This is a genomic window from Brevibacillus formosus, assembly GCF_003013405.1.
Taxonomy (GTDB): Bacteria; Bacillota; Bacilli; order Brevibacillales; family Brevibacillaceae; genus Brevibacillus; species Brevibacillus formosus.
Window position 1 is genome coordinate 307,347 of record NZ_PXZL01000030.1, and the last position, 21,386, is coordinate 328,732.

General features: G+C 43.4%; 21 protein-coding genes and 1 pseudogene. 8 read left to right on the forward strand and 14 right to left on the reverse strand.

From position 1 onward, the window contains the following. Positions 1-103 precede the first annotated feature (103 nt). Positions 104-742: a FusB/FusC family EF-G-binding protein gene (locus C7R91_RS24035; RefSeq protein WP_047067677.1), complete on the forward strand. Its 639-nt coding sequence runs from the start codon at positions 104-106 to the stop codon at positions 740-742. A 62-nt stretch (positions 743-804) separates the two neighbouring features. Here C7R91_RS24035 and C7R91_RS24040 read toward each other — a convergent pair whose 3' ends face one another. The 4 genes from C7R91_RS24040 to C7R91_RS24055 all read right to left on the reverse strand — a co-directional run bounded on the left by C7R91_RS24040 (position 805) and on the right by C7R91_RS24055 (position 3,453). Beyond that, entirely contained in the window at positions 805-1,320 is a 516-nt protein-coding gene (locus C7R91_RS24040) for an SRPBCC domain-containing protein (protein WP_047067679.1), read from the reverse strand. A 31-nt stretch (positions 1,321-1,351) separates the two neighbouring features. Beyond that, positions 1,352-1,696, reverse strand: coding sequence for an ArsR/SmtB family transcription factor (locus tag C7R91_RS24045; protein WP_047067682.1), 345 nt, complete (start codon positions 1,694-1,696; stop codon positions 1,352-1,354). Positions 1,697-1,868: 172 nt separating this feature from the next. Then, positions 1,869-2,834 carry an SDR family NAD(P)-dependent oxidoreductase gene (locus tag C7R91_RS24050; RefSeq protein ID WP_047067684.1) on the reverse strand — a complete coding sequence of 322 codons (966 nt, stop codon included), beginning with the start codon at positions 2,832-2,834 and terminating at the stop codon, positions 1,869-1,871. Positions 2,835-2,946: 112 nt separating this feature from the next. Beyond that, positions 2,947-3,453, reverse strand: a complete 507-nt coding sequence (locus C7R91_RS24055) for a TetR/AcrR family transcriptional regulator (protein ID WP_047067686.1) — start codon at positions 3,451-3,453, stop codon at positions 2,947-2,949. A gap of 868 nt (positions 3,454-4,321) precedes the next feature. On the opposite strand from C7R91_RS24055, the gene yjcZ reads away from it, so the two are divergent. Both yjcZ and C7R91_RS24075 read left to right on the forward strand, forming a co-directional pair. Beyond that, complete coding sequence (yjcZ, locus tag C7R91_RS24070) at positions 4,322-4,408, forward strand: sporulation protein YjcZ (protein ID WP_083995000.1); 87 nt, start codon at positions 4,322-4,324, stop codon at positions 4,406-4,408. 637 nt (positions 4,409-5,045) lie between these two features. Next, positions 5,046-6,038 carry a GNAT family N-acetyltransferase gene (locus tag C7R91_RS24075; protein ID WP_047067690.1) on the forward strand — a complete coding sequence of 331 codons (993 nt, stop codon included), beginning with the start codon at positions 5,046-5,048 and terminating at the stop codon, positions 6,036-6,038. Positions 6,039-6,432: 394 nt separating this feature from the next. On the opposite strand, the gene C7R91_RS29815 is transcribed toward C7R91_RS24075, so the two are convergent. Together C7R91_RS29815 and C7R91_RS24080 are read right to left on the reverse strand one after the other, a co-directional pair. After that, positions 6,433-6,558: a hypothetical protein gene (locus tag C7R91_RS29815; protein WP_255322433.1), complete on the reverse strand. Its 126-nt coding sequence runs from the start codon at positions 6,556-6,558 to the stop codon at positions 6,433-6,435. 126 nt (positions 6,559-6,684) lie between these two features. Further along, on the reverse strand, positions 6,685-7,632 hold the full coding sequence (locus C7R91_RS24080) for an ABC transporter substrate-binding protein (protein WP_047067691.1): 948 nt from the start codon (positions 7,630-7,632) through the stop codon (positions 6,685-6,687). A gap of 347 nt (positions 7,633-7,979) precedes the next feature. Between C7R91_RS24080 and C7R91_RS24085 the strand changes: the two genes are divergently transcribed. From C7R91_RS24085 to C7R91_RS29820, 3 genes and pseudogenes are all read left to right on the forward strand, one after another. Continuing rightward, positions 7,980-8,618 carry a flavin reductase family protein gene (locus C7R91_RS24085; protein ID WP_047067694.1) on the forward strand — a complete coding sequence of 213 codons (639 nt, stop codon included), beginning with the start codon at positions 7,980-7,982 and terminating at the stop codon, positions 8,616-8,618. A 167-nt stretch (positions 8,619-8,785) separates the two neighbouring features. After that, the gene (locus tag C7R91_RS24090; protein WP_047067696.1) at positions 8,786-9,583 is read left to right on the forward strand and encodes a putative protein N(5)-glutamine methyltransferase; all 798 of its coding nucleotides are present in this window, start codon (positions 8,786-8,788) and stop codon (positions 9,581-9,583) included. 1,011 nt (positions 9,584-10,594) lie between these two features. Beyond that, a pseudogene (locus C7R91_RS29820) lies at positions 10,595-10,729 on the forward strand (IS3 family transposase); the annotation flags it as partial. A 42-nt stretch (positions 10,730-10,771) separates the two neighbouring features. On the opposite strand, the gene C7R91_RS24095 reads toward C7R91_RS29820, so the two are convergent. From C7R91_RS24095 to C7R91_RS24125, 4 genes are all read right to left on the reverse strand, one after another. Continuing rightward, the gene (locus C7R91_RS24095; protein ID WP_047067697.1) at positions 10,772-11,149 is read right to left on the reverse strand and encodes a PH domain-containing protein; all 378 of its coding nucleotides are present in this window, start codon (positions 11,147-11,149) and stop codon (positions 10,772-10,774) included. 1,350 nt (positions 11,150-12,499) lie between these two features. Beyond that, complete coding sequence (locus C7R91_RS24115) at positions 12,500-12,964, reverse strand: hypothetical protein (protein WP_106786234.1); 465 nt, start codon at positions 12,962-12,964, stop codon at positions 12,500-12,502. A gap of 53 nt (positions 12,965-13,017) precedes the next feature. Then, a complete protein-coding gene (locus C7R91_RS24120; RefSeq protein ID WP_047067700.1) occupies positions 13,018-13,473 on the reverse strand; it encodes a hypothetical protein in 456 nt (151 codons plus the stop codon). A 400-nt stretch (positions 13,474-13,873) separates the two neighbouring features. Then, complete coding sequence (locus tag C7R91_RS24125) at positions 13,874-14,185, reverse strand: WGxxGxxG family protein (protein WP_047067702.1); 312 nt, start codon at positions 14,183-14,185, stop codon at positions 13,874-13,876. Positions 14,186-14,784: 599 nt separating this feature from the next. Here C7R91_RS24125 and C7R91_RS24130 point away from each other — a divergent pair. Then, positions 14,785-15,330 carry a GNAT family N-acetyltransferase gene (locus C7R91_RS24130; protein ID WP_047067704.1) on the forward strand — a complete coding sequence of 182 codons (546 nt, stop codon included), beginning with the start codon at positions 14,785-14,787 and terminating at the stop codon, positions 15,328-15,330. Between the two features lie 567 nt (positions 15,331-15,897). Next, the gene (locus tag C7R91_RS24135; protein ID WP_047067706.1) at positions 15,898-16,722 is read left to right on the forward strand and encodes a DUF6492 family protein; all 825 of its coding nucleotides are present in this window, start codon (positions 15,898-15,900) and stop codon (positions 16,720-16,722) included. Between the two features lie 93 nt (positions 16,723-16,815). Here the strand turns inward: C7R91_RS24135 and glnA are convergent, their stop codons facing one another. From glnA to hflX, 4 genes are all read right to left on the reverse strand, one after another. After that, positions 16,816-18,150: a type I glutamate--ammonia ligase gene (gene glnA, locus C7R91_RS24140; protein ID WP_047067708.1), complete on the reverse strand. Its 1,335-nt coding sequence runs from the start codon at positions 18,148-18,150 to the stop codon at positions 16,816-16,818. 35 nt (positions 18,151-18,185) lie between these two features. After that, positions 18,186-18,596, reverse strand: a complete 411-nt coding sequence (locus tag C7R91_RS24145) for a MerR family transcriptional regulator (RefSeq protein WP_007719086.1) — start codon at positions 18,594-18,596, stop codon at positions 18,186-18,188. A 168-nt stretch (positions 18,597-18,764) separates the two neighbouring features. Continuing rightward, a complete protein-coding gene (locus C7R91_RS24150) occupies positions 18,765-20,042 on the reverse strand; it encodes a methionine gamma-lyase family protein (protein ID WP_007719088.1) in 1,278 nt (425 codons plus the stop codon). Positions 20,043-20,049: 7 nt separating this feature from the next. Next, positions 20,050-21,342, reverse strand: a complete 1,293-nt coding sequence (gene hflX / locus C7R91_RS24155) for a GTPase HflX (protein WP_047067710.1) — start codon at positions 21,340-21,342, stop codon at positions 20,050-20,052. Positions 21,343-21,386 lie beyond the last annotated feature (44 nt).

Sequence of the window (21,386 nt, forward strand, 5' to 3'; positions counted from 1 at the left end):
GCGAGTTTTTTTGGGAAATGTCCTCTCCCTTTCCCCTCTCTTGAAAACACGTTAAAGTAAAGAAGAACCCACCTTACAAGACAGAAACAGGAGGAACCGCAAGATGGAACCTTTTATCCATACGCATCAATATCACTTCATTAAATCACGCGTTCAAGCAATCATGAACGCCTATGCAACCAGTACAGATGTCAACGTGATTCGTGCTCGCAAAGAAATCGCCCATGAAGAAATCTTTCAATTGTTCCCAAACATGACGGAAGAACAAAAAGAGATATTGCAACCGATCGACTCGATTAAAGAAAAGGCAGAAGGAAAGCAATTTTTGCATCAGCTTTCACCGTTTGTGATTCCGTTCCCTGCTCTCACAGAGTCTGCCATTAAGAAGCTCTTTCCAAAAGTCAAGAAGCTTAAAGTCTCGAATTTAGCTGAGATCAATTTTTCAGAAACCTCTTATGTAAGCTGGCTAGACACTGCGACAGAAAAGAAATTTATTGTCGCTTACCACGAAGGAAAACTGATTGGCATACACGGCCAATTTACAAACGTAAACAAAAAAGGCGTTTGTGCGCTCTGTAATCGCTTTGAGGAAATCGGCATGTTCGTCCTTGAAGCCAAAGGTTCTGGGGATGGAACGTATTTGAAAAAAGGAAACTACATTTGCCAAGACAGTGTGACGTGCAATCAAAATATTATTTCGCTGGATAAGCTGAACGATTTTCTCACGCTGATGGTAAAATAAATTTGCAACGAATCGAAAAAGCCGCCGGGTCCCCATGCCAGGCGGCTTTTCCTATACATCCCTTACTTGATCTCGCTCAGACTCTCTTCCAAACGATCCCACGTTTGGGTGATGCCTTCTAGCATGCCCATGTCCATGACCGTTTTGAGGGCTTCCGCAGATACATATTCAGAACGGCTGACCAACTTCGTCTTGCCACCCAAATCAATGAATTCCATCATAACCTCTGTCGAAGGCAGGGTATCATTTGTGTTGCCTTCTGCATCTGAAAAGTAGTCGGTATAGATGATTTTCTCGGGCTCAACAATCTCCTTATAAACGCCTTTGCCCCAAGATTCCATCCCGTAAAAATCACCTTGATTCTTATCGACGCACTTCATGCAGTAGTGCCAAACACCACCTGGTCGGAAATCAACATGACAAACCGGGACTTCCCAGCCTCTCGGTCCCCACCAACGCTTGAGATGCTCAGGCTCCTTAAACATCTTGAACACGAGATCTCTCGGCGCCTCGAATACACGCTCCAATACCAGCACCCGCTCGTTCTCGACCCTTGAAACCATTGCGTTTCTTGACATAGTAATTCCTCCTCATCCATTTGAATGGATCTTAATCATTTTCCTTGTCCTGCAGTTCCCGCAAATAGTCTTCCAGATTATCGAATCTCTCTTCCATAACACGCTGGAATGACTTCACCCAAGTATCCAGCGCTCGGAAGGGCTCAGGCCTGAGTTTGTAAAATCGGCGGTTGGCTTCGGCCTTTACATCCACGATTCCATTGTCACTAAGCACCTTCAAATGCTTCGAGGCTTGGGGCTGGCGAAGCCCCAGTTGGTCAGCGATTTCCCCTACAGTTAGAGGACCGTCGCGCAAAAGTTCTACGATTTTCATTCGATTCGGTTCAGCCAAAGCACTCAGCGTCGCCATGTCCATGTCCGGATTCATCCCTGACATGTCACTCACCTCGTTACATAATGGATTCTACGTTTACCTCATCCCCTTCAGCGTTATTGTGATCGTCTTGTTAACCAAAATATACACCAAGGGGAATATTCCTGTAAAGGAATATTTGGAGGAATTGCGCAGACCTTTCGTTAGTGATTAATCAATAACTAACGGATATCATTTATTTCATGGAAGTACGATTCTGCAAATGCTGGATCGTTGCCGTTATCCCCTCCTCGAAATTCGTCACTGGGATTGGTCCAATAAGCCGTTTATATTTTTCTCCGCTAAGGATTAACGGTTTTTCAGTTAAGTACAGCATCTCGACAACCTCCTTCATCACCGGTACGAACATACCCAGCAAAGACAAACCAAATTTCCCAAGTGGAATGACCGGTTTCACGGTGCCACTTGCTTTTTGAGCGATTCGGACAATGTCTCGACCTGAAATGATACCTCCACCTGGGATATGCCAGTTTTGTCCATAAGCAAACTCGCGGCTGGCCAACTCTACAATCATCTTCGCTGCATCCGGCAAATAAACAAACTCGCGAGGAACATGCATATTCCCAATGAAAAGCCCCGGTTTTCCAGCCGCAATTGCCTCAAGTGTCGAACCCAAATACGATGCTTGATTAGCAGTGGGACCATAATAATCCGGTAGTCTGACAATCATCGTTCGCGCATGATCCCAGCGACTGCTCAATAGCATTTGTTCAAAAGCCAATCTGATTTTTCCTTTCTTTGTATGCGGTTGCTTTGGATGCTCCTCTGTCACTGGTTCCATCTGCTTTCTCCCATATGGATAAATGCCGTCTACCGCAACAACCTTCAACCCTCTCTTGTTCGCCGCTTCCATGATCGCTTCGCCAAGTGGGATCAGCTTATTCACCATCTCGTGATAAGGGACGTTTGCACAATGGAAGAGTACATCCGCTCCTTCCGATGCTGCTACGATGTCTTGAGACTGGAATGCATCCCCGACGGCCAGTGACAAATGTACTGGATTTCCCAGTTCTGACGCCATTTGCTCCAGCTTTTGTTGAGAACGCCCAAAAGCAATCGTTTCAATGCCTCGATTGATGAGCTCTTCCAAAATTGCCGCTCCCGTTCCGCCTGTTGCCCCGACTACAATCGCTTTTTTCATTTCGGATCATCTCCACTCGTTTTATTTGTGATTGATCAATCACTAACTAATTTGAACTATAACGTTTTAGTTAGTGATTAGTCAATAACTAATTATCGCAATTTTTTCTCCGCTACACCTCCATCAATTCTGGCATGTCCAAAGCCGCTGAAATATTACACAGCATTCCTCTTGCCAGGAAAATAAGCGTTCTCTCTTCCGGATTCGCGATGCCCGCTTTGCGAAAAGCTGTTAGGACAATCTGACGAACCTCCCGAAATGCTTCGCGCATTGCCTCACGAATCAAAGGCTCTTGAATCGTCTGGGCCTGCATTTGAAGCAGTATTTCATTTTGATGGGAAGCCAAAATCTTTTCATATGTCTTGATTAAATCTGTTTCCAATTGCTCTTTGGATGCGGACTCCACAACAAGTCGGAAAGAGTCAATGATCCGCTCCCACGACGCCTCTAATGCTGCCAGTAACAAAGCTTCCTTTGATGCAAAAAACTTAAAAATATACGGCTGGGAAATCTTTGCACGCTCTGCAACCTGCGCTGTCGTTGCCCGGAAATATCCGATTTCAGCAAAGACTTCAATGGCAGCAGAAATGATTTCCGTTTTACGATTGACCGACGTCATTGCAAGATCGCCTCCCTTTTAGTGATTCATCAATAATACCTGATTATACGACAGTTTCGGACCGGGTTCAAATGACATGTATCACTGCCATGCAGACTTTCCACAAACTTTGCGATGGATGATGGAAAATAACTGGTTTTATTTGCATTTTATATTGAATCGTTTTCTTTCTGTTCCTCGTCTTAATAAACAAACGTATTTAGCAGGGAGAAGAAAGTATGAAAAGTCTTTTCAAAATGATGATTGGTCTGGCCTTTGCTTTTGGTCCTTTATTCTTTGTGCCTGTAAAACGCTTCTTTCAAGCGATATTCCAGGAACCATCTCAACCTGGGACACGATCCTTTTCTCTTTCAGTTATCTCGTTTCTACGGTAGTAGCTCTTATCTATGTCAGATTCACACATAATGGAAAAATACACATCTTCCTGTCTATTCCTACACTTTTGTGGGGACCTTCAAAAGTCCTGCATATTGAGTCAGAAGAATTAATTTATTGGAAGTATCACGAGAAAATAGAATCTACTTTAGACGAAATCACTTCAGATTATTTTCAAGTCCTTCGAACCGGTTTGAAACTTTGATAACGTACACCGTTTTCAAATAAAATTCATGTTCTTATGATCACTTACCCTCGATAAAGTCGTACCAAGAAAGCTGTCCCAAATGCCATGAATGTGGCTAGGGAATAGCCTTTTTTTGTCGTATATCCCCTGTTGATTTAACTTTTTTGAGCGGTTCGACATGACAAGTAACAATTTGATTACATGCCCAAATTTTCCACTTGCTGTGATATCGCCCTTACATAGCTCCTCAATTTGCATAGCTTGAGTTTGAGGTTCTTTCCTCATACTCTTGAAGGGGTGATATCGATGGGATTCTTTGACGACAATTTTGCTTTAGTTTTGGTTCTTTTCGTTTTATTAACAATTGTTGCTGTCAGCTGTGATGATTGCTAATATCTGTGCAGTGTTTTGGGGGCTAAGCTGCCCTTTTTCTCCCTCTTGGCATAATTGAGCTTTGAGCCCATCTTTTTGTCCAATCCTCCCCCGTTACCCTTTAGTAGAAAGAGTGTAGTAATTGCGGAGAGGTTAGATATGGACACCCTGTTATACGACAAAACTTTTAAGTGGTATGTCCTTCACCTACGATTTCAACAAAAGAGCCGCCCGGTTCTTTCCCCCGAGGCGGCTTAACGCCATTCACATCATCATGTTAGGAACCTAACAACTCGTCACTGTATAGCTCCCTTATTAATCGGTTTACTATATTTCGATTGTATTCATTTAAGCGTGTACTATCCAATGCTTGCTATCCCCCAGATCGATAGCGAAATCATTGAATGGTCGCACCAAATGTAGAGAGACCCACCCCTTTCCCGATCAGCAAACCTGCTGCATCACAGCAACCAGACTATGCTGAATCGCTTGATTTGTTTTGTTAAAATACATATTTCCAGAATATGATAGCTTGCTTTGTACCGAGAAAAGAATCTTTCATTTTGCTTCATCTTCTGTACCAGTTGGATTAAGGAAACTAATTGCAATAGTTTGCGGGTAGCCTTATGATGATAAAAAAATCAGAGGTGTCCATTTAATGTATTTCATACCATTTACTGATGAGTTAATCCCAGAGGCAGGGCAACTATTGTCCAAACGTCATATACTAGACCGAGAAATCCTTTCCGTACTACCAATTGAATGTGAAGATGAAAACTATGCAACGACTGCTGTCAAAACGTTATGGTCAAAACCAAACAGTAGCGGAGTCGCAGCAATTGAAGATGGAAAATTAATCGGTTACCTAATTGGACAAAAAATTGAAAATCCTCTTCGGGATCGACATGTCTGGATTAATTTGGAGGGTCATGCAATTTCTCGCAATACCTCCGTTGAATTATATAGAGATCTTTATTCTGAGGCTTCACAACTATGGGTAGATGAGGGATATTTCAGTCATTTTGCACTCATTCCAGCAAGTCAACCGGAATTACTTCATTCTTGGTTTCGTTTAGGATTTGGTTTTGAACAAACACATGCATTGCTCTCATTACTTGATCGGGAATCTCCCCTTCCCTTGAGCATTCCAGATGTTGAAATTCGCTTGGCATCCCCAGCAGATCGTAGTTTGGTAGAGGATATTGCAAATATAATTAGAAGTCATCAAAATAAGGCACCCGTTTTTAGTTATTCTTTACGTGATGATCCTCAGGAATTACGTAAAGGTTATGCAGGCCTCCTTGATGATCATGATGTAGATTTTTGGATCGCCTTAAAAGATGGAAAAATTGTTTCTTTTCAAGGATATTTCCCCTTAGATAAAAGGCATGTAAATCTGAATGTACCGGATCGTTGTGTTGAATTAGGAGTTGCTGGTACTCTAGATCAATATCGCGGGCAAGGTATTAATTATGCACTTACGCTACATGGACTTGCCCAAGCGAAGAAAAAAGGATATGTCTACTGCATGACAGATTGGAGAGAGACGAATTTACAATCTTCGCGTTATTGGCCTCGCCAAGGCTTCCTTCCTGTTTCTTACAGAGTTTCTCGCCTTATTGATAGTAGAATAATCTCGGTGAAAGAGTAGTTCCAAATCCCCGTCCCCTCCGAATTTTACATACATTTTCGAGATATGAGTACATTTGGCCAATCAAAAGGATGGTTGAGTTCGTAAACTGTCTTAGATCGTCATCAGGAGGGGATATCACTTGAAAAAGAAAAAATCTAAGTCTCAGCGATTCAAGAAAGTAAATGGTCAATTGGTTGAATTTCTTCCTAGCTTTCAAGAATGTGTGAACGAATGTAGACGTGTAAGTCCGCCCCATGAAGATTGTGAAACGCTATGTCTCCCGTATCTAGACCCAAGAAGAGTACGATTGGATGTAGAGTGTTACGAACGTTGCCGTCGCTGGAGATCTCACGGGATTTGTGATCACATTTGTCAGGTGCCCTATTGAGCATTAAGTCAGGCTCAAGTTTATTCAGTCAGAGCAGTTAAAAATTCCTCCAGTCAAATCGCCATTGTTCTTCCCACTCCAAATGTTCGCGTTAACACCGTGTTTCGTGGGTGCCGCCAAGATGACCTCTATTTTTTTGACTGCACCCACGAAAGAAAAACCCCCTCGCGCCAGCAGGCCAAGGGGGATCGTATATGAGTAAGCAGTCGGAAATAATATATACGTTATCAAATCCACGACACTTTCGAATAGCCCCATTTTGTGTCTATCGCATAGTTATTGCTTTTTCAGCAACATGCTACCAATCTCTTCTAAGAGCATTTCCTTTCCAAGTGGGCCAAAAGCTTTGATGTTGAAGGTTTCATTGGTTACTTCATAGAGATGCCCTTGTTGAACTGCCTTGTTGCTTTTCCAGACTGGGCTCTTTTTTAGTTCTGCGTAAACATCATCCGCTTTTCCGCCGAAATTGACGAGGAACATATGGTCTGGCTGAAAATTCGTCAGTCCTTCCAGCTCAATCATTTCCATTGTTTTATCAACAGGTGTTCCGGCTGCCGGCTTCAGGCCGAGATCAGAGAACAGCACATCTGCATATCCATAGTTCCCATACACGCGGAACAATTTTGGCGTTACGGCCAGGAACATAAAGGTCTCGTCGCCGTACGCCTGCTTGAGCTCCTCGCGCATGCCTTTCGTCTTTTCGTCATACCCTGCCAGCCATTTGTTGACGTCCTCTTCTTGTCCAAACAACCGACCGATTTCTTTAAACTTATCACGCCACTTGTCCATGTCTGTCTCCAGAACGACAGTCGGCGCAATTTTGGACAGTTGCTCGTACATCTTTTGCTGGCGGTTATTCATAATAATCAGATCTGGCTTTGTTTCTACCACAGCTTCTAGATTGATGGAGTCATCCCACATCCAGCCAACCGGTTTTACATCTGTCAGCTTATCCGATACGTGGGACATAATTTTTGTCTTGTATGTATTGGCCGTAGCAACCGGCTTGTGTCCCAAAATTAAAAGCTCCTCCGCCGCTCCCGATACGTCTGCAATTCGCTTTGGTTCCGCAGGGATTGTCACTTCCCCCATCAGATGCTTGACTACGCGTGTCTCAGGCTTCTTCGGTGCTTCCGAAGCCGTTTGGCTGCTTCCACAACCCGCCGATACGGCTGTGACAACTGCTACCAAGCAGGCCAGTACGATTCGTGTTCTTTTTTTCATGTGCTCATTTCTCCTTGTCACGTGATGTTTGGTGTGAAGTATTGTTTGATAATGATTATCATTATAAGTGACAGAGTAGATAATCACATATTTGAGCACTCATGTCAATGATTTTTATATTTTTTGTGTATATATAGAGAAAAGAGCTTGTCCCATTGTCTCTCGACTTTTAGGACTGCCCCTTTTTGTTATTCCGTCCCCCTCCCTTTCTCATAAGTAATTTGGTGTAAGGTTCAATCGAAATGAAACAGCAAAATAACGAAAAGAATACTGATTATAATTTGAACTAGGTCTCTGATCTGAGACGATATGAAAACTTTTCTTTACTAAGTGGAGGGAGCGCGATTATGCATAAGGTAGTTGAGCCAAAAATTCTTTATTTTGGGACACCAGTTGTACTCATCAGCACATTAAATGAGGACAATTCTGTCAACCTGGCCCCTATGTCTTCTGCATGGTGGCTGAATCAATCATGCATGCTCGGAATGAGTAGTACATCTCAAACCGTTATCAATTTGTTGCGCGAGCGCGAATGTGTTTTAAATCTTCCTTCGTCTGATCTTGCTCATGCAGTAGACCGTCTAGCTCTACTTACTGGGCGAAATCCTGTCCCAGAGCGCAAGGCTAATGTGGGTTACCAATTTGAACCCAATAAATTCGAAACGGCTAAGCTCACTCCCCAAGATTCAGACCTGATTAGGCCTCCACGCGTTGCAGAGTGCCCAGTTCAATTAGAGGCAATCGTAGAGCAGGTCCATAATTTTGAACTGCCCAGCTCTTTAAAAGCTATTGAAGTGAAGATAATACGCGTTCATATTGATGAACAAATCCTAATGACTGGCGAGAACAACTACATCGATCCTGAGAAGTGGAGCCCACTTATTATGAACTTCTGTGAATTTTTTGGGCTTAGCTCCAAGCTGCACCCGTCAAGATTAGCCCCAGTTTTTGGTCCTTCTCCAGGTTCCGTTAGTAAATCGAATTAAACATCATTGGGTGCTTTTGAGCGCCCTTTCTTTTCGAATATTTTCAACAGAATACAAGCATTGGAAAAATACAGTTGAACTCAAAACGTGTGTTGTGTCGCCCCCTAACATGGAATAAAATCAAATACATAAAATTACATTAATTCTGAAGTGAGGGAAATTAGTCTTTGAATAATAATGAGATTCATGACGATCAATTTTTTTCTGTCATCGTCACTAAACTTCAGGAAGCTGGGTGTGTTTTCGCTGAAGACGAGGCCAGGCTCCTCATCGCCTCGGCAGGGACAACGACTGAACTTTCGGACATGGTAGAACTACGAACATCTGGCATGCCTCTCGAGCACATTATCGGTTGGGCTGAATTATGTGGACTGCGGATTATTGTAGATAAGGGAGTATTCATTCCCAGACAACGTACAGCATTCCTCGTTAGACAAGCTGCCGCCCTCGTCCGTCAAAAGTCGGTCGTGCTTGACCTTTGTTGCGGTTCAGGGGCGGTGGGTGCGGTTCTTGCACACTTGGAACAGATCGAATTGTATGCTACTGACATTGATCCAGCCTCGGTGCATTGCACCCGTCGCAATATTACTACCGTAGGCGGTCGGGTTTACGAAGGCGATTTATTTGAGCCTCTTCCTAAAATCCTTAAGGGGTGCATTAACATCATCGTTGCCAATGCTCCCTACGTCCCCACCAAAGCCATCGAATTTCTTCCACCCGAAGCTCGCATACATGAGGCGAGAATAGCACTCGACGGGGGAACGGATGGGCTTGACGTTCAGAGACGAGTAGTGGCTGCAGCTCCACTCTGGCTGGCTCCTGGTGGGCACTTACTCGTTGAGACAAGCGAGCGTCAGACACCTCAGACAGTCGCTATCTTCAACCGTTGCGGGCTGATTACACGGGTGACAAGGTCTGACGAGCTCGATGCTACCGTCGTAATCGGGACCAAGCCGGCTCCTTAAAACGGTTTAGAAGTCTACATCCATCCACATAGACTAGCGTTTCGAGAACGCATCCATCTTTCTCCTTAAGCAGGACATTATCCCGATAGAGACATCATTCAACTCTATGGTTCCACCATTACCGATTTGTTAAATCAGTGCCAACGACAGCAGCGCTTGATCTGACTGCAAGAAGCACCGCATTTTCACGGCATTATGAAAACTCCGATTACTGCAAACGAAAATGAAGCAGTCCTAATTTTCTCGTAATAACGGAAGGTATCCGTAGAAAGTCCTGTCCGCTGCAACTTTGGAAATCGAATACGTCGACCTTGACTTGGAGTTTACTCCAAGGGGTGAGGTGAAAGCTAGGGAAAGTTGAGCAGGTTAGGAGGCAATCATAAAAGAAGTACGATCGATGCGTTAAGACAACCTCCCCTCAGGATATTGAAAGGCTGGGCATGCTACCCGGAATGAATCAAAATGCAGCCGCAAAGTCTAACATCGCCACATTTTAAAAAGCTGTACAAAAATAGCTGCTCACTTAGGCTATTTTTGTACGGTTTGAAATTTATGTAAATGACATGTATGGTACAAAAGGATTGGGATTGTTTTTTTATAATGTACTTATTGTTTTATTGAAATACTTAGGTTCGAAATGTAACGGCCGTCGGATAACTGGTTATCTATATGGTCACTTCAATACAAAAAAAGTCCCCAACTGCTTTAAGCAAATTGGGGTACACAAGAAGTAATACGTGAATAAAAAAGTAGTCATCAATATAGTAGGATATCGCCTCAATATTTACTACAAGTATATATAGGTATGTATACCTTCTCTTGCCACAAAAAAATAGCGCAGACTCATCTGCACAGATTAAGTCGTACGCTTATCCCCAAGAGAATCTACACTAGATTTCATATTACATTCCTTTTATCGGTTTGATTTGGCTGCTACTTCATGGATAAATATTGGTAAATAGTTGGTAATGCTTCCTCACTTGTAGGTTACCTTCCAAATGCTCAGGAATGATGTTACATAGTGATCAGGGCAGTATGTACACGTCTCTAGCTTACTTAGAGGCAGTAAAAGGAAAAGACATTAGCATGAGAATTTCCCGCAAGAGAATGCCCGCTGATAATGCCTCTATCAAATCGTTTCATTCCAGGGGCAGTCCCATTTGAGTAACGGCTTTTCATCAAGCAACATTAATCCAAAATGTACTCGGCCAATACGCTCTGTATCTGGTAAATATTCAAGTTCTTGTTAAATTGTTTTTGGATCGGTACTGCACTTCCAGAAACCCAAATTTTCAATTCCGCATCCAAGTCAAAATTTCCGGCTGTTTCAATGCTAAAATGATGAATACTTTTATAAGGAATGGAATGGTACTCTATCTTCCTACCAGTAATGCCTTGCTTATCAACCAGTATTAATCGCTTGTTGGTGAAGATGAACATATCTCGAATTAATTTGTACGCCTTTTCTATTCTCTCATTGTTCGCTAAAATTTGAGCATACTCCTTTTGAACTTCAGCAATGCTAACTTCCGAAGCGTTACCCATTAGACCATCTAATAAGCCCACATTAACGTCCCCCTATTCAAATCATTGATAAATCATATTCTCCAAATAGCTCAAAATTCCTACTGAATTGGTTACTTTTGCCTCAAGGTGGCAGTGATTACCTTGAAATTCAGGATATTGAACTAAGGTCAATCGCATTTTCCAAACGGCACAGCATGCGGATTTGTAGTCAGCGTCCAAGATTAGATGATAACGAGTAGGCTTGTCCTACGTGCCATTTTGGATCAACTTGGAATGGTCAGCAATCGATTAGGTATATTATTGAAAAATAAATAATCACAGGGTTTTTTCATATAATTGGGAATTACTTTTATGATCGGGAGATTCTCATGCTCTTATCTCTCCTTGATACGAATAAAATATTATGTTAATACGATTCAACTTTTTATGACTTTGCAAGCATGATTAGGGTAATAATCGTAGCTATCATACGGTTTTACAACACCCCAAATGGTTGGATTTTATCTGGGTTCTATAGTGATTACCAAACCAATCCTAGCTCAAGTGAGTTACTTCATAACGCGACTATTGACGGTTTTCATCAGAAACAAATATGGGATCAGGTTGTAGTAGACATCATTTTCTAATGAGGCTCTGCTGCATCTTGAATTTCCTTAAATTGTTCCTCTGGCAATATGTCCTTTGCGAACGGAGCCAGTGTCCCAATCATGGACTGCACCAACCAAAAGTAGCTACCGCTTCCTCTTGGCTTATAATCGTCATGGTGTTTTTATTGCGGTTTTCAGTCGTATACACTCCGTGATCAGAGCGCTGTAAAATCGTGCCGTTGTATACGTGAAAGGAATATCCAAATCACTTTCCTGTTTGTCATCCAGATCAACGCATGAGACCTCAATCTCTGTGTCTTTCAGTTCGTTGATGAGAATTTTTAAACGCTGATGGCCAATAACCAGGTTTCTTGTTCTTTCACTCCAGACCAGAGGCTCAACGTAGCCAAATTCCTCGATGGACCGTTTCGCTTTTCGTAATCAGGATCACCGGCTTCAGGTCGATCCGTGGATTGTACTCTACAGCTTTGATCATAGAGTTTGGATTTTTTTGTAAGTACATACTATTCAGTCCTTCCTTAAGACACAGTAAGAATAAAAAAGCCGGCCTCAGCGAGCGACAACTTTCTGAGCCGTCGCTCGGCCTTTTGGCTGGCTTTGATCTTCACAAATTTTTGAGCTGCGACTACAGGGTGAATACTTTTACAATCTCGTCCGACCGGCGTAGTATTTCTTCCGTGTAGTATAATTCTTCTGTCGTTGAGTCAACAAACTGCTGCACTACATCTCACCCACCTTCATGACGGCACTTATTCCTTGATTTATTAAAATAGTAAAAATATTAATTTTTATATAAATTTACATTCATAAAAACAGGACGACCTGCATAATTTATACACTCTAAATAATAGGTTCCGGGCTCAAGTACAAAATATTCTTCTTTATATTGATTCCCAAATAATGACATAGACAAGTTTTTTCCATATGGGTTAACTATAGTGACTTTTGAATCAATGAACGCAGGATAACTGGGATATACACTACCAGTAAAAGCTACTACCTTAACTGACGTTTTTGAGTCGATGGTGAATTTTCCTGATGAAGCTATGCTATCTAATCTAGAAAGATGGAACCAATAGAAAGCGTCGTCCTGACTTTGTTTTTCAACTTGAACCTGACTCTGTACTTGCTTAAGTGAAGTTTGGTTTTGTTTGATACCACTTGCAAAAGCAGCTTGATTGCCAATTGTTAAAGCAGAAACAGCTACACCACATAATAGGAACTTTTTGAATGTCCTTTTCAACATCTTCCCCACCTCTTCATTTCTATATTTATTGCTGAAATTGTATCCGGAAAAAGTTAATTTTCAATTAGGGATCCTCTCATATAAACCGGCATACTAGTGTGGTTTAGAAACTCTAAGTAATACGTACCAGGCTCAATAACAAAATCCTCTTCCTTATAATCCCTTGCATAAATCGACATGGTCACGCGTTTGCCGTCACCCTGTCTAACTATACTGACTTCTGAATATGGAGTCACTGGAGACCAAGATATATTCGCAGTAAGGACTTTTAGCTTAACTGACTTGGTTGAGTTAAGAGTGAACGGACCAGAGCTGTGCCAACGATCTACTCTAGAAATATCAAACGAGTGAAGAACCTGTCCTTGGGCATTGGCTTGGATTTTCACTTGACTTTGTTTCTGGATAGGCTTCTGTGTGCTATCACTTGCAAATGCACCTTGAGTACCAATCGTTAAACCCGAAACAGCTACAGCACATAACAGAATATTTTTAAATTTCCCTCTCAACATCCTACCCTCTCCCTTTTTATTACATTTAATTACATTTTTAGTTTATTTATACATCCATGTAGCTGCAATATTTTTTTAAACAAAATATCACAACGCACACGTAAAAAATCAAAATTGCGCACCAAATAGAAAAATCCCTCGCACCTATAGGCACAAGGGGGTTCGCATAGCGCATAGTAGTAAGCAGCCATCGCTCCCAGTCGTGAACGCGTGTGCGGAACATATTCTACGCTTTTCAATCAGTTTTACTGCTCCATGAAAACCGCATAAAATCAACAGTTTCACCCACTGTTGTTTCAAATGACATCAAATGATTTCATCATTTTGTGGGTAATTGGTGGGTGCGTTATGCAAGTAAAACAACCCGTCTCCTCAAAACAGAAACGGGTTGTTGATTTTGTTACTTCTGGGGATTTCGCTCCCTATTTCTCCCCCTCAAACCGAGAAGACCAGCTAAACCAAGCAAGCCTATCCATTCCCAGTCTGCATCAGTGTCTACTGCTGTGGTTCTGTACATGTTGTTATTGATACCTGTGTTAGCAGGCGCCCCATTTCCTGTTACGCCTACACCTGTATTGCCTGTCATATTATTTGGGGTGTTTGTTCCTCCTGTGTTCCCGGCACCTGTGGTACCACCAGCCTCAGCGAATGCAGTTAAACTCATTGTAACCGTTAACATGAAAACCAGCATAATTACGTTCAACTTTTTCAACTTGAATAACCCCCTTACTGTATTCTCCATTACTCCATGTAATATTATCAATCTGCGAAAAATTATTCAGACCATCGTATTTTTGTTTGCATACTTTATTTAAACAAATAAAAACCTCCCTCTTTAAAAGAAGGAGGCTTTGAAGTGGGATGATTGTTCTATCCAAGGAAACACTATACATACAGAATGAAATTTACAAACACTGGTGATCGAAGCATGCACTCTTTGTCCAGTTCCGCATTTTGACGCGTGCATTTGCTAATCCACATAAACGAAATCGTGATCCCCTCCTGTAACCAACGCACTAAAACGCTTTATTACCCGCAGATGGAACATCAAGCTCAATGACACCTGCAGACCAATCATTATAGTGTGAGACTTCTTCACGTCCTTCAATGTACGCGATTCTGCTCATGGACAGAGTATCTGTTATTGAGTAACATACGAACGTGCAAATACTTATTCTGTAAAACTCAGACGGGTGGTACAATGTGGGAAAAAGGTGAGGTTTTGTTAATTCGAAATGAATACAATATTCATTAATCTTTTCTTTGATTAACAATAATAAGAATGTATTAAAACGATATCGGAGGGATTTTATGAAACTAGTAGGACAACAAGTATATCTTCGACTTTACAAGATTTCTGACGCCAGCGAGTTAGCTAAATTGCATACTAGAAATCGTGAATTTTTTCAACGAGTTTGCCCCTTACTCCCAGAAGTCTTTTATACTGAAGAACACCAAAAAATACGCATTGAACAGGTATTAAAAAAGACAGATGAAGGGCAAGTATATGCTTTTGGAATCTTTTTAAAAGCAACTGATAAACTTATCGGAGACATTTCATTAACTCAAATTGTTAGGGGAAACCTCCAAAGCTGTACTACGGGATTTTCTTTAGATAAGGAGTATAATGGAAAGGGCTATACAACAGAAGCTCTTCAACTTGTTGTAGACTTTGCTTTTAGAGAATTAAAACTACATAGAATTGAAGCAGGAGCCATGCCTGACAATATAGCATCTATTCGCGTATTAGAAAAAGTAGGGTTTAAAAAAGAAGGTATCGCTAAAGAAAATATCAAGATTAATGGCAAATGGACAGATCATCAAATATTAGCTATCATCAACAGCTTGGATGTGTAAGCTCATTTCATCGGCTATATGAGGCACCGCTGACGGTGGTACAGCAACTTTAAATTACTCCATTTAAACTTAAACCGTAACTGATCACCCGAAGTGCCGTTCTAATCGAACGGCTATTTTTCTTTGTACACAGAACGTTAAAAATGTGAATGAATTCATCCCCGATATGCATTTGGATAGGGCTTCCATGGTCAAAGACCATACCTATCAACTTTCAATCTCCCCTCCACCAAACGCCTTTTGCTGGTTTCGTCGGATTTCGTCTCGGTCATCACAGGGCTCCTGGTTTTCTGCCAGCTCCATCTGTTTCGGTCTACTTCAAAGAAACGTCTTTATCCAGTCAGTACCATCCGAGTCTGATCGAGCTGCCATTGTTGTAGGTCAACCATTTCGACGAAACAAAGTGAGTAAGGAAAGTCACTCAATGGCTCAAGAAGGCAGACAAACACACATTTCGCAGGATTTCCATATCTGTCAGATTCACGCTAACAAAGAAAATCATATCCTATCTGGAAAGTCGGACCCTCTGGCCTGCTTGAAACTGCTTACCGAAAAGGAGTTGAGAAGTTGACACGTTCAGCGAAAAGCACCTTCAACAGCTCTATCAAAATTGATGTCCTGATCCCAGCTATTGAGAAAGACCTTGGCACTCTTCCCTATGTCATTGACAGTATCCGTAAGCAAGTGAAGCATCCGGTCGGTAGGATCATGGTTGTATCGCCACCAAGCAAACGAATCCAAGCCCTTTGCCGGCGTAAAAACTGCACCTTCATCAATGAAAAACGCGTTTTACCGATTACCAAAAAAGATATTCACTACCAAACCAAACGCACCAATCGCTCAGGCTGGCTGCTCCAACAATTGTTGAAGCTGGCGGGGGGAAACTTGACCAAGCAAAGGTATTACCTTGTGATTGACGCCGACACCATTCTCATCCGACCTCATGTCTTTCTCGTCAACGGGAAAACCGTTTTTTACTGCCGTAACTGGAGTCGTCCCGAGTATTTTCACACCTATAAAAAATTAATGGGAACCAAGCCAACCGCTTCACGCTCTTTCGTTGCCCACTATATGCTGTTCGACAAATCGAAGCTCTCCCGGTTGAAGTCTAAAATTGAGGCTAGGCATAAGACTAGATGGTACTGGGCGATTATCAAGAAAACCAACAAGCAGAGTTATGCCGGCTTCTCCGAGTTCGAAACTTACGGTAACTTCGTGAAAGCTCACTACCCCGGTCATCAGCTTGTAAGAAGTTCGCTTAACAAAAGCTTATCTTCAAAACCGGCATCACTTACTCGCAAGCGAATCATCAGACTGGCTCAGAAATACAGGTCCATCTCCTTTCATAAACGCGGCTGGTATATCCGGAAAAAGAAGAGCGTGAGAAAATGAAGAGCTGCTGTATATACCCGCATCTCAAAGAAAATTGAGATAGATAACATAGAAAAAACCCCTCGCACCTACAGGCACAAGGGGTTTTGCTTATTAATAAGCAGTCATGTATTGCTCGCGCTCCCAATCGTGAACGCGTGTGCGGAACATATCCCACTCAATTTCTTTCGCTTCAATAAAGTGTACCAATGCATGCTCGCCCAATGCTTCGCAAATCACCGGATCTGCTTTCAGGCACTCGATTGCTTCCTTCAAAGTAGCAGGCAAGTTCTCGATTCCGTTTGCTTCGCGGTCTTGCTCGGTCATCACGTAGATATTGCGATCGATAGCAGGTGGTGGAGTAAGCTTGTTTTTGATTCCGTCCAAGCCAGCTTTCAGCATAACTGCCAACGCCAAGTATGGGTTCGTTGCAGGGTCTGGGCTACGTACTTCAATACGCGTGCTCAAGCCTCTGGAAGCAGGGATACGGATCAATGGAGAGCGGTTTTTCGCAGACCAAGCTACGTAGCAAGGAGCCTCGTAACCAGGAACCAAACGCTTGTAGGAGTTTACGAGCGGGTTCGTGATCGCAGTAAAGCTGCGCGCATGCTGCAAAATACCTGCCAGGTAATGCTTCGCTGTTTGGCTCAGTCCCATTACATCGGACTCGTCATAGAAAGCATTTTCTTTACCACGGAACAGCGATTGGTTCGCGTGCATACCGGAACCAGCTACACCGTACAGCGGTTTTGGCATGAAGGTTGCATGCAGACCATGTTTTTGCGCGATGGTTTTAACAACCAGTTTGAACGTCAAAATTTGGTCAGCTGCTTGGAGTGCATTTGCATACTTGAAGTCGATTTCGTGTTGACCAGGAGCTACCTCGTGGTGAGATGCTTCCACTTCAAAACCCATTTTTTCCAGCGTCAATACGATATCACGGCGGCAGTTTTCACCGGAGTCGAGTGGAGCAAAGTCGAAGTATCCGCCTTGGTCGTTCAGATCCAGCGTAGGCTCACCTTTTGCGTCCAGCTTGAACAGGAAAAACTCAGGCTCTGGACCTACGTTGAAAGCTGTGAAGCCCATTTCTTCGGCTTCTTTCAAGGCACGCTTCAGGATATAGCGCGGGTCTCCTTCGAATGGAGAGCCATCTGGCATGTGGATATCACAGATCAGACGTGCAATTTTACCAAATTCATTGCCCCACGGGAATACTACCCATGTATCCAGATCAGGTACCAGGTACATGTCGGATTCCTCGATGCGAACGAAGCCTTCGATGGAAGAACCATCAAACATCATTTTGCCATCGAGTGCTTTTGGCAATTGGGACAGCGGGATTTCTACGTTTTTAATGATCCCCATCAGATCGGTAAACTGCAGTCGAATATACCTTACGTCCTCTTCTTTGGCCATGCGCATGATGTCTTCTCTTGTAAACTTGCTCACATTTCTCTCCTCCTGTCTCTATATCGGCTTTCTATCTAGTGGAAGAAGCGGGAAAGCTCTCCACGTATCAATGCACCCTCGCCATGGCGAGTGGCATCGCGATACATAATCTGTTGCCTTAGGAGCTGATGCAGCTCTTTGTCGGACATGTCCTTGCGTTTCTCTTCGGACGTCGTGGTAATCTCTGTTTGTTCCAAAGCAGGCTCTTGCATTTGCAGGACTTGCTTGATCCCTGCGATATTCAGTCCTTTTTCAATCAGAGCCTTGATCTCCAACAAGCGATCTACGTCGTTGAAAGAAAAGAGCCTCTGCTTCCCTTCTGTGCGGGCAGGCTGAATCAGATCGTTTTGTTCGTAATAACGGATTTGCCTCGCAGTGAGATCCGTCAGCTTCATGACGATCCCAATGGGAAAGAGGGCCATATTCCGGCGAAGGTCATCACTCATGACTTGTCCCTCCTGTTTCGTATTTCTAAGTCTTATTCTATTTTATAACAAAATCCCTGTCAATAGATGTTAGATAATATTACACAGAAAGTTATGTACAGTTTTTTCACATGAAAAACGACATCCTCCACCATCCAGAGAATGTCGTCCATTCCTTGCGCTTTTATCCTATTCACCCGGTATTTCGAGTAAGCCTTTTTCCAGCATCCCATTCAACGCCGTCAAAATCCCTACTTTTACATGCGAGTACGTCAACCCGCCTTGAACGAAGCCCAAGTACGGTGGACGAATCGGACCATCGGCCGAGAATTCAATGCTCGCCCCTTGAATAAACGTACCGGCTGCCATAATCACAGGGTCAGCGTATCCAGGCATTTCGCTTGGATACGGAGTGACGTGTGAATCGACTGGTGCTGCTTTCTGTATTCCTTGGCAAAACGTGATCAGTCGTTCCGCACTGCCGAATTCCACGGATTGAATCAAGTCGGTTCGCGGCTCATGCCACAGTGGATTGGTTTTGAAGCCCAGACGCTCCAGCATTGCCGAAGAGAATACCGCTCCCTTTAAAGCTTCTCCTACAACGTGTGGAGCCAAGAAGAAGCCTTGGTACATCTCCAGGAGCGAGTAGAGCGATGCACCACCCTCTGCGCCTATTCCCGGTGCTGCCATCCGATACGAAGCAAGCTGAACCAAATCCTCGCGTCCCACTATATAACCGCCTGTTTTGACCAAGCCGCCACCCGGGTTTTTGATGAGAGAGCCTGCCATGATGTCTGCACCTACATGCAAGGGCTCTTGCTCCTCCGTGAACTCTCCGTAGCAGTTGTCTACAAATACGATCAGATCAGGCTTGATTTCTTTTACAACCCGAATCATTTCTTTGATTTTCGCAATAGTGAAAGAAGGTCGATCTGCATAGCCTCGCGAACGTTGAATCCCGATGACCTTCGTCTTGGGGGTAATCGCTTGTGCAACTGCCACAAAATCAATTTCACCTTCTGGCGTCAAAGGCACGTAGCTATAACCGATGCCGTAATCCTTGAGCGAGCCCTGCCCTTCACCACGCACACCTACTACCTCTTCAAGCGTATCGTACGGTTTGCCCGTAATATAAAGCAGATCATCCCCTGGACGAAGGATTCCAAACAAAGAAATCGCAATCGCATGTGTGCCCGAGATGATATGGTTGCGGACCAAAGCCGCTTCTCCGCCAAACACTTCGGCATAAATCGATTCTAACGTTGCACGTCCAGAATCATCGTAGCCATAGCCTGTGGATGTTGAAAAATGAAATTCATTAACCTCGTGCTTTTGGAAGGAACGAAGTACTTTCAATTGATTCGTATCCACCAAAGCGGAAATTTGACGATGTCTCTCTGAAATCGTCGCTTCCACCTCCATCACCAGAGGACGAAGCTTTTCTCCATGGGAAAAGTATGAAAACATCTGTTACTTACCAACTCTCTTCAACAGTCTCTGGTTTATCCAGGAGGAAAGGAGCAATCCTGCCGTATATCGGATTTTCCTTGTTCACACGGACGGTGATCAAGTAGGCCGCTTCCTCTTCATTAAATTCTTGTTCCATCTCTACCCCATCCCGATGCAATAGGGAGAGAATGTCTCCCCGCTCGACAGGAACGCGCAGCTTCATTTCATTAAATGATTGCAGGGCAAATGATTCAATCCGGGCGAGCAGTTGCTTCAGGTCATCTTCCCGCATGGCAGAAATCAAAATCGATTCGTCTGCACGCGGCAAATAAGAACCTTCTGTTAGCATATCTGCCTTGTTGAAAACGACTAACTGCGGAATTTCTTCTGCTTTTAGCTCGCGCAAAATCTTGTCTACAACTTCCATGTGTACTTGGAAATCAGGATGATGACTATCCACCACATGCAGGATGAGGTCTGCTTCCTTTACACCTTCCAGCGTCGAACGGAATGCAGCGACCAGACTCGTTGGCAAATCTTGAATAAAACCAACTGTATCTGTCAATAGCACATCCAGTCCGTTTGGCAGCTCTAATTGCCTGGTCGTCGGGTCCAAAGTGGCAAACAGTTTGTCTTCCTGCAACGTGTTTGCATTCGTAAGCTTGTTGAGGATCGTCGACTTCCCAGCGTTCGTATAGCCAACCAACGCAATCTGGAACACATTGTTTTTCTTCCGACGCTCCCGATGCAATTGTCTCGTCCGAACAGTATCCTCTAATTGCTGCTTGAGTTCACTGATCCGCTTGCGGATATGACGACGGTCGCTTTCCAGCTTGGTTTCACCTGGACCTCGGGTACCGATACCGCCTCCGAGACGAGACAGCTGTTTCCCTTGCCCGGCAAGCCGCGGCAGCAAGTAATTGTACTGCGCCAGCTCTACCTGGATTTTCCCTTCACGCGACTGTGCACGCCCTGCGAAAATATCCAAAATGAGCTGCGTACGGTCAATCACTTTGCAATCAAAAACTTTATCCAAATTACGAGTCTGACTCGGAGACAACTCATCGTTGAAAATGATGACGTCCACTTCCAGCTCTTCAGCTCTCTGCGCGATTTCATCAATTTTTCCTGTCCCCAAATACCAAGCAGAATCAACCCGGTCCCGATTTTGCGTGATGACGTCCAGTACTTCTACACCAGCAGTATCGGCCAGCTCATGCAATTCTTCCATGGAAAGACGGGTTCTTTCTTCATCCCGGTTATCTAAATAGCAACCAACCAGTATGGCCGTTTCTTGCATTTTGATCAGATCGTTCACCGATTCACGCCCCTTCATGACTATCATACCACATTTTGCCCAAA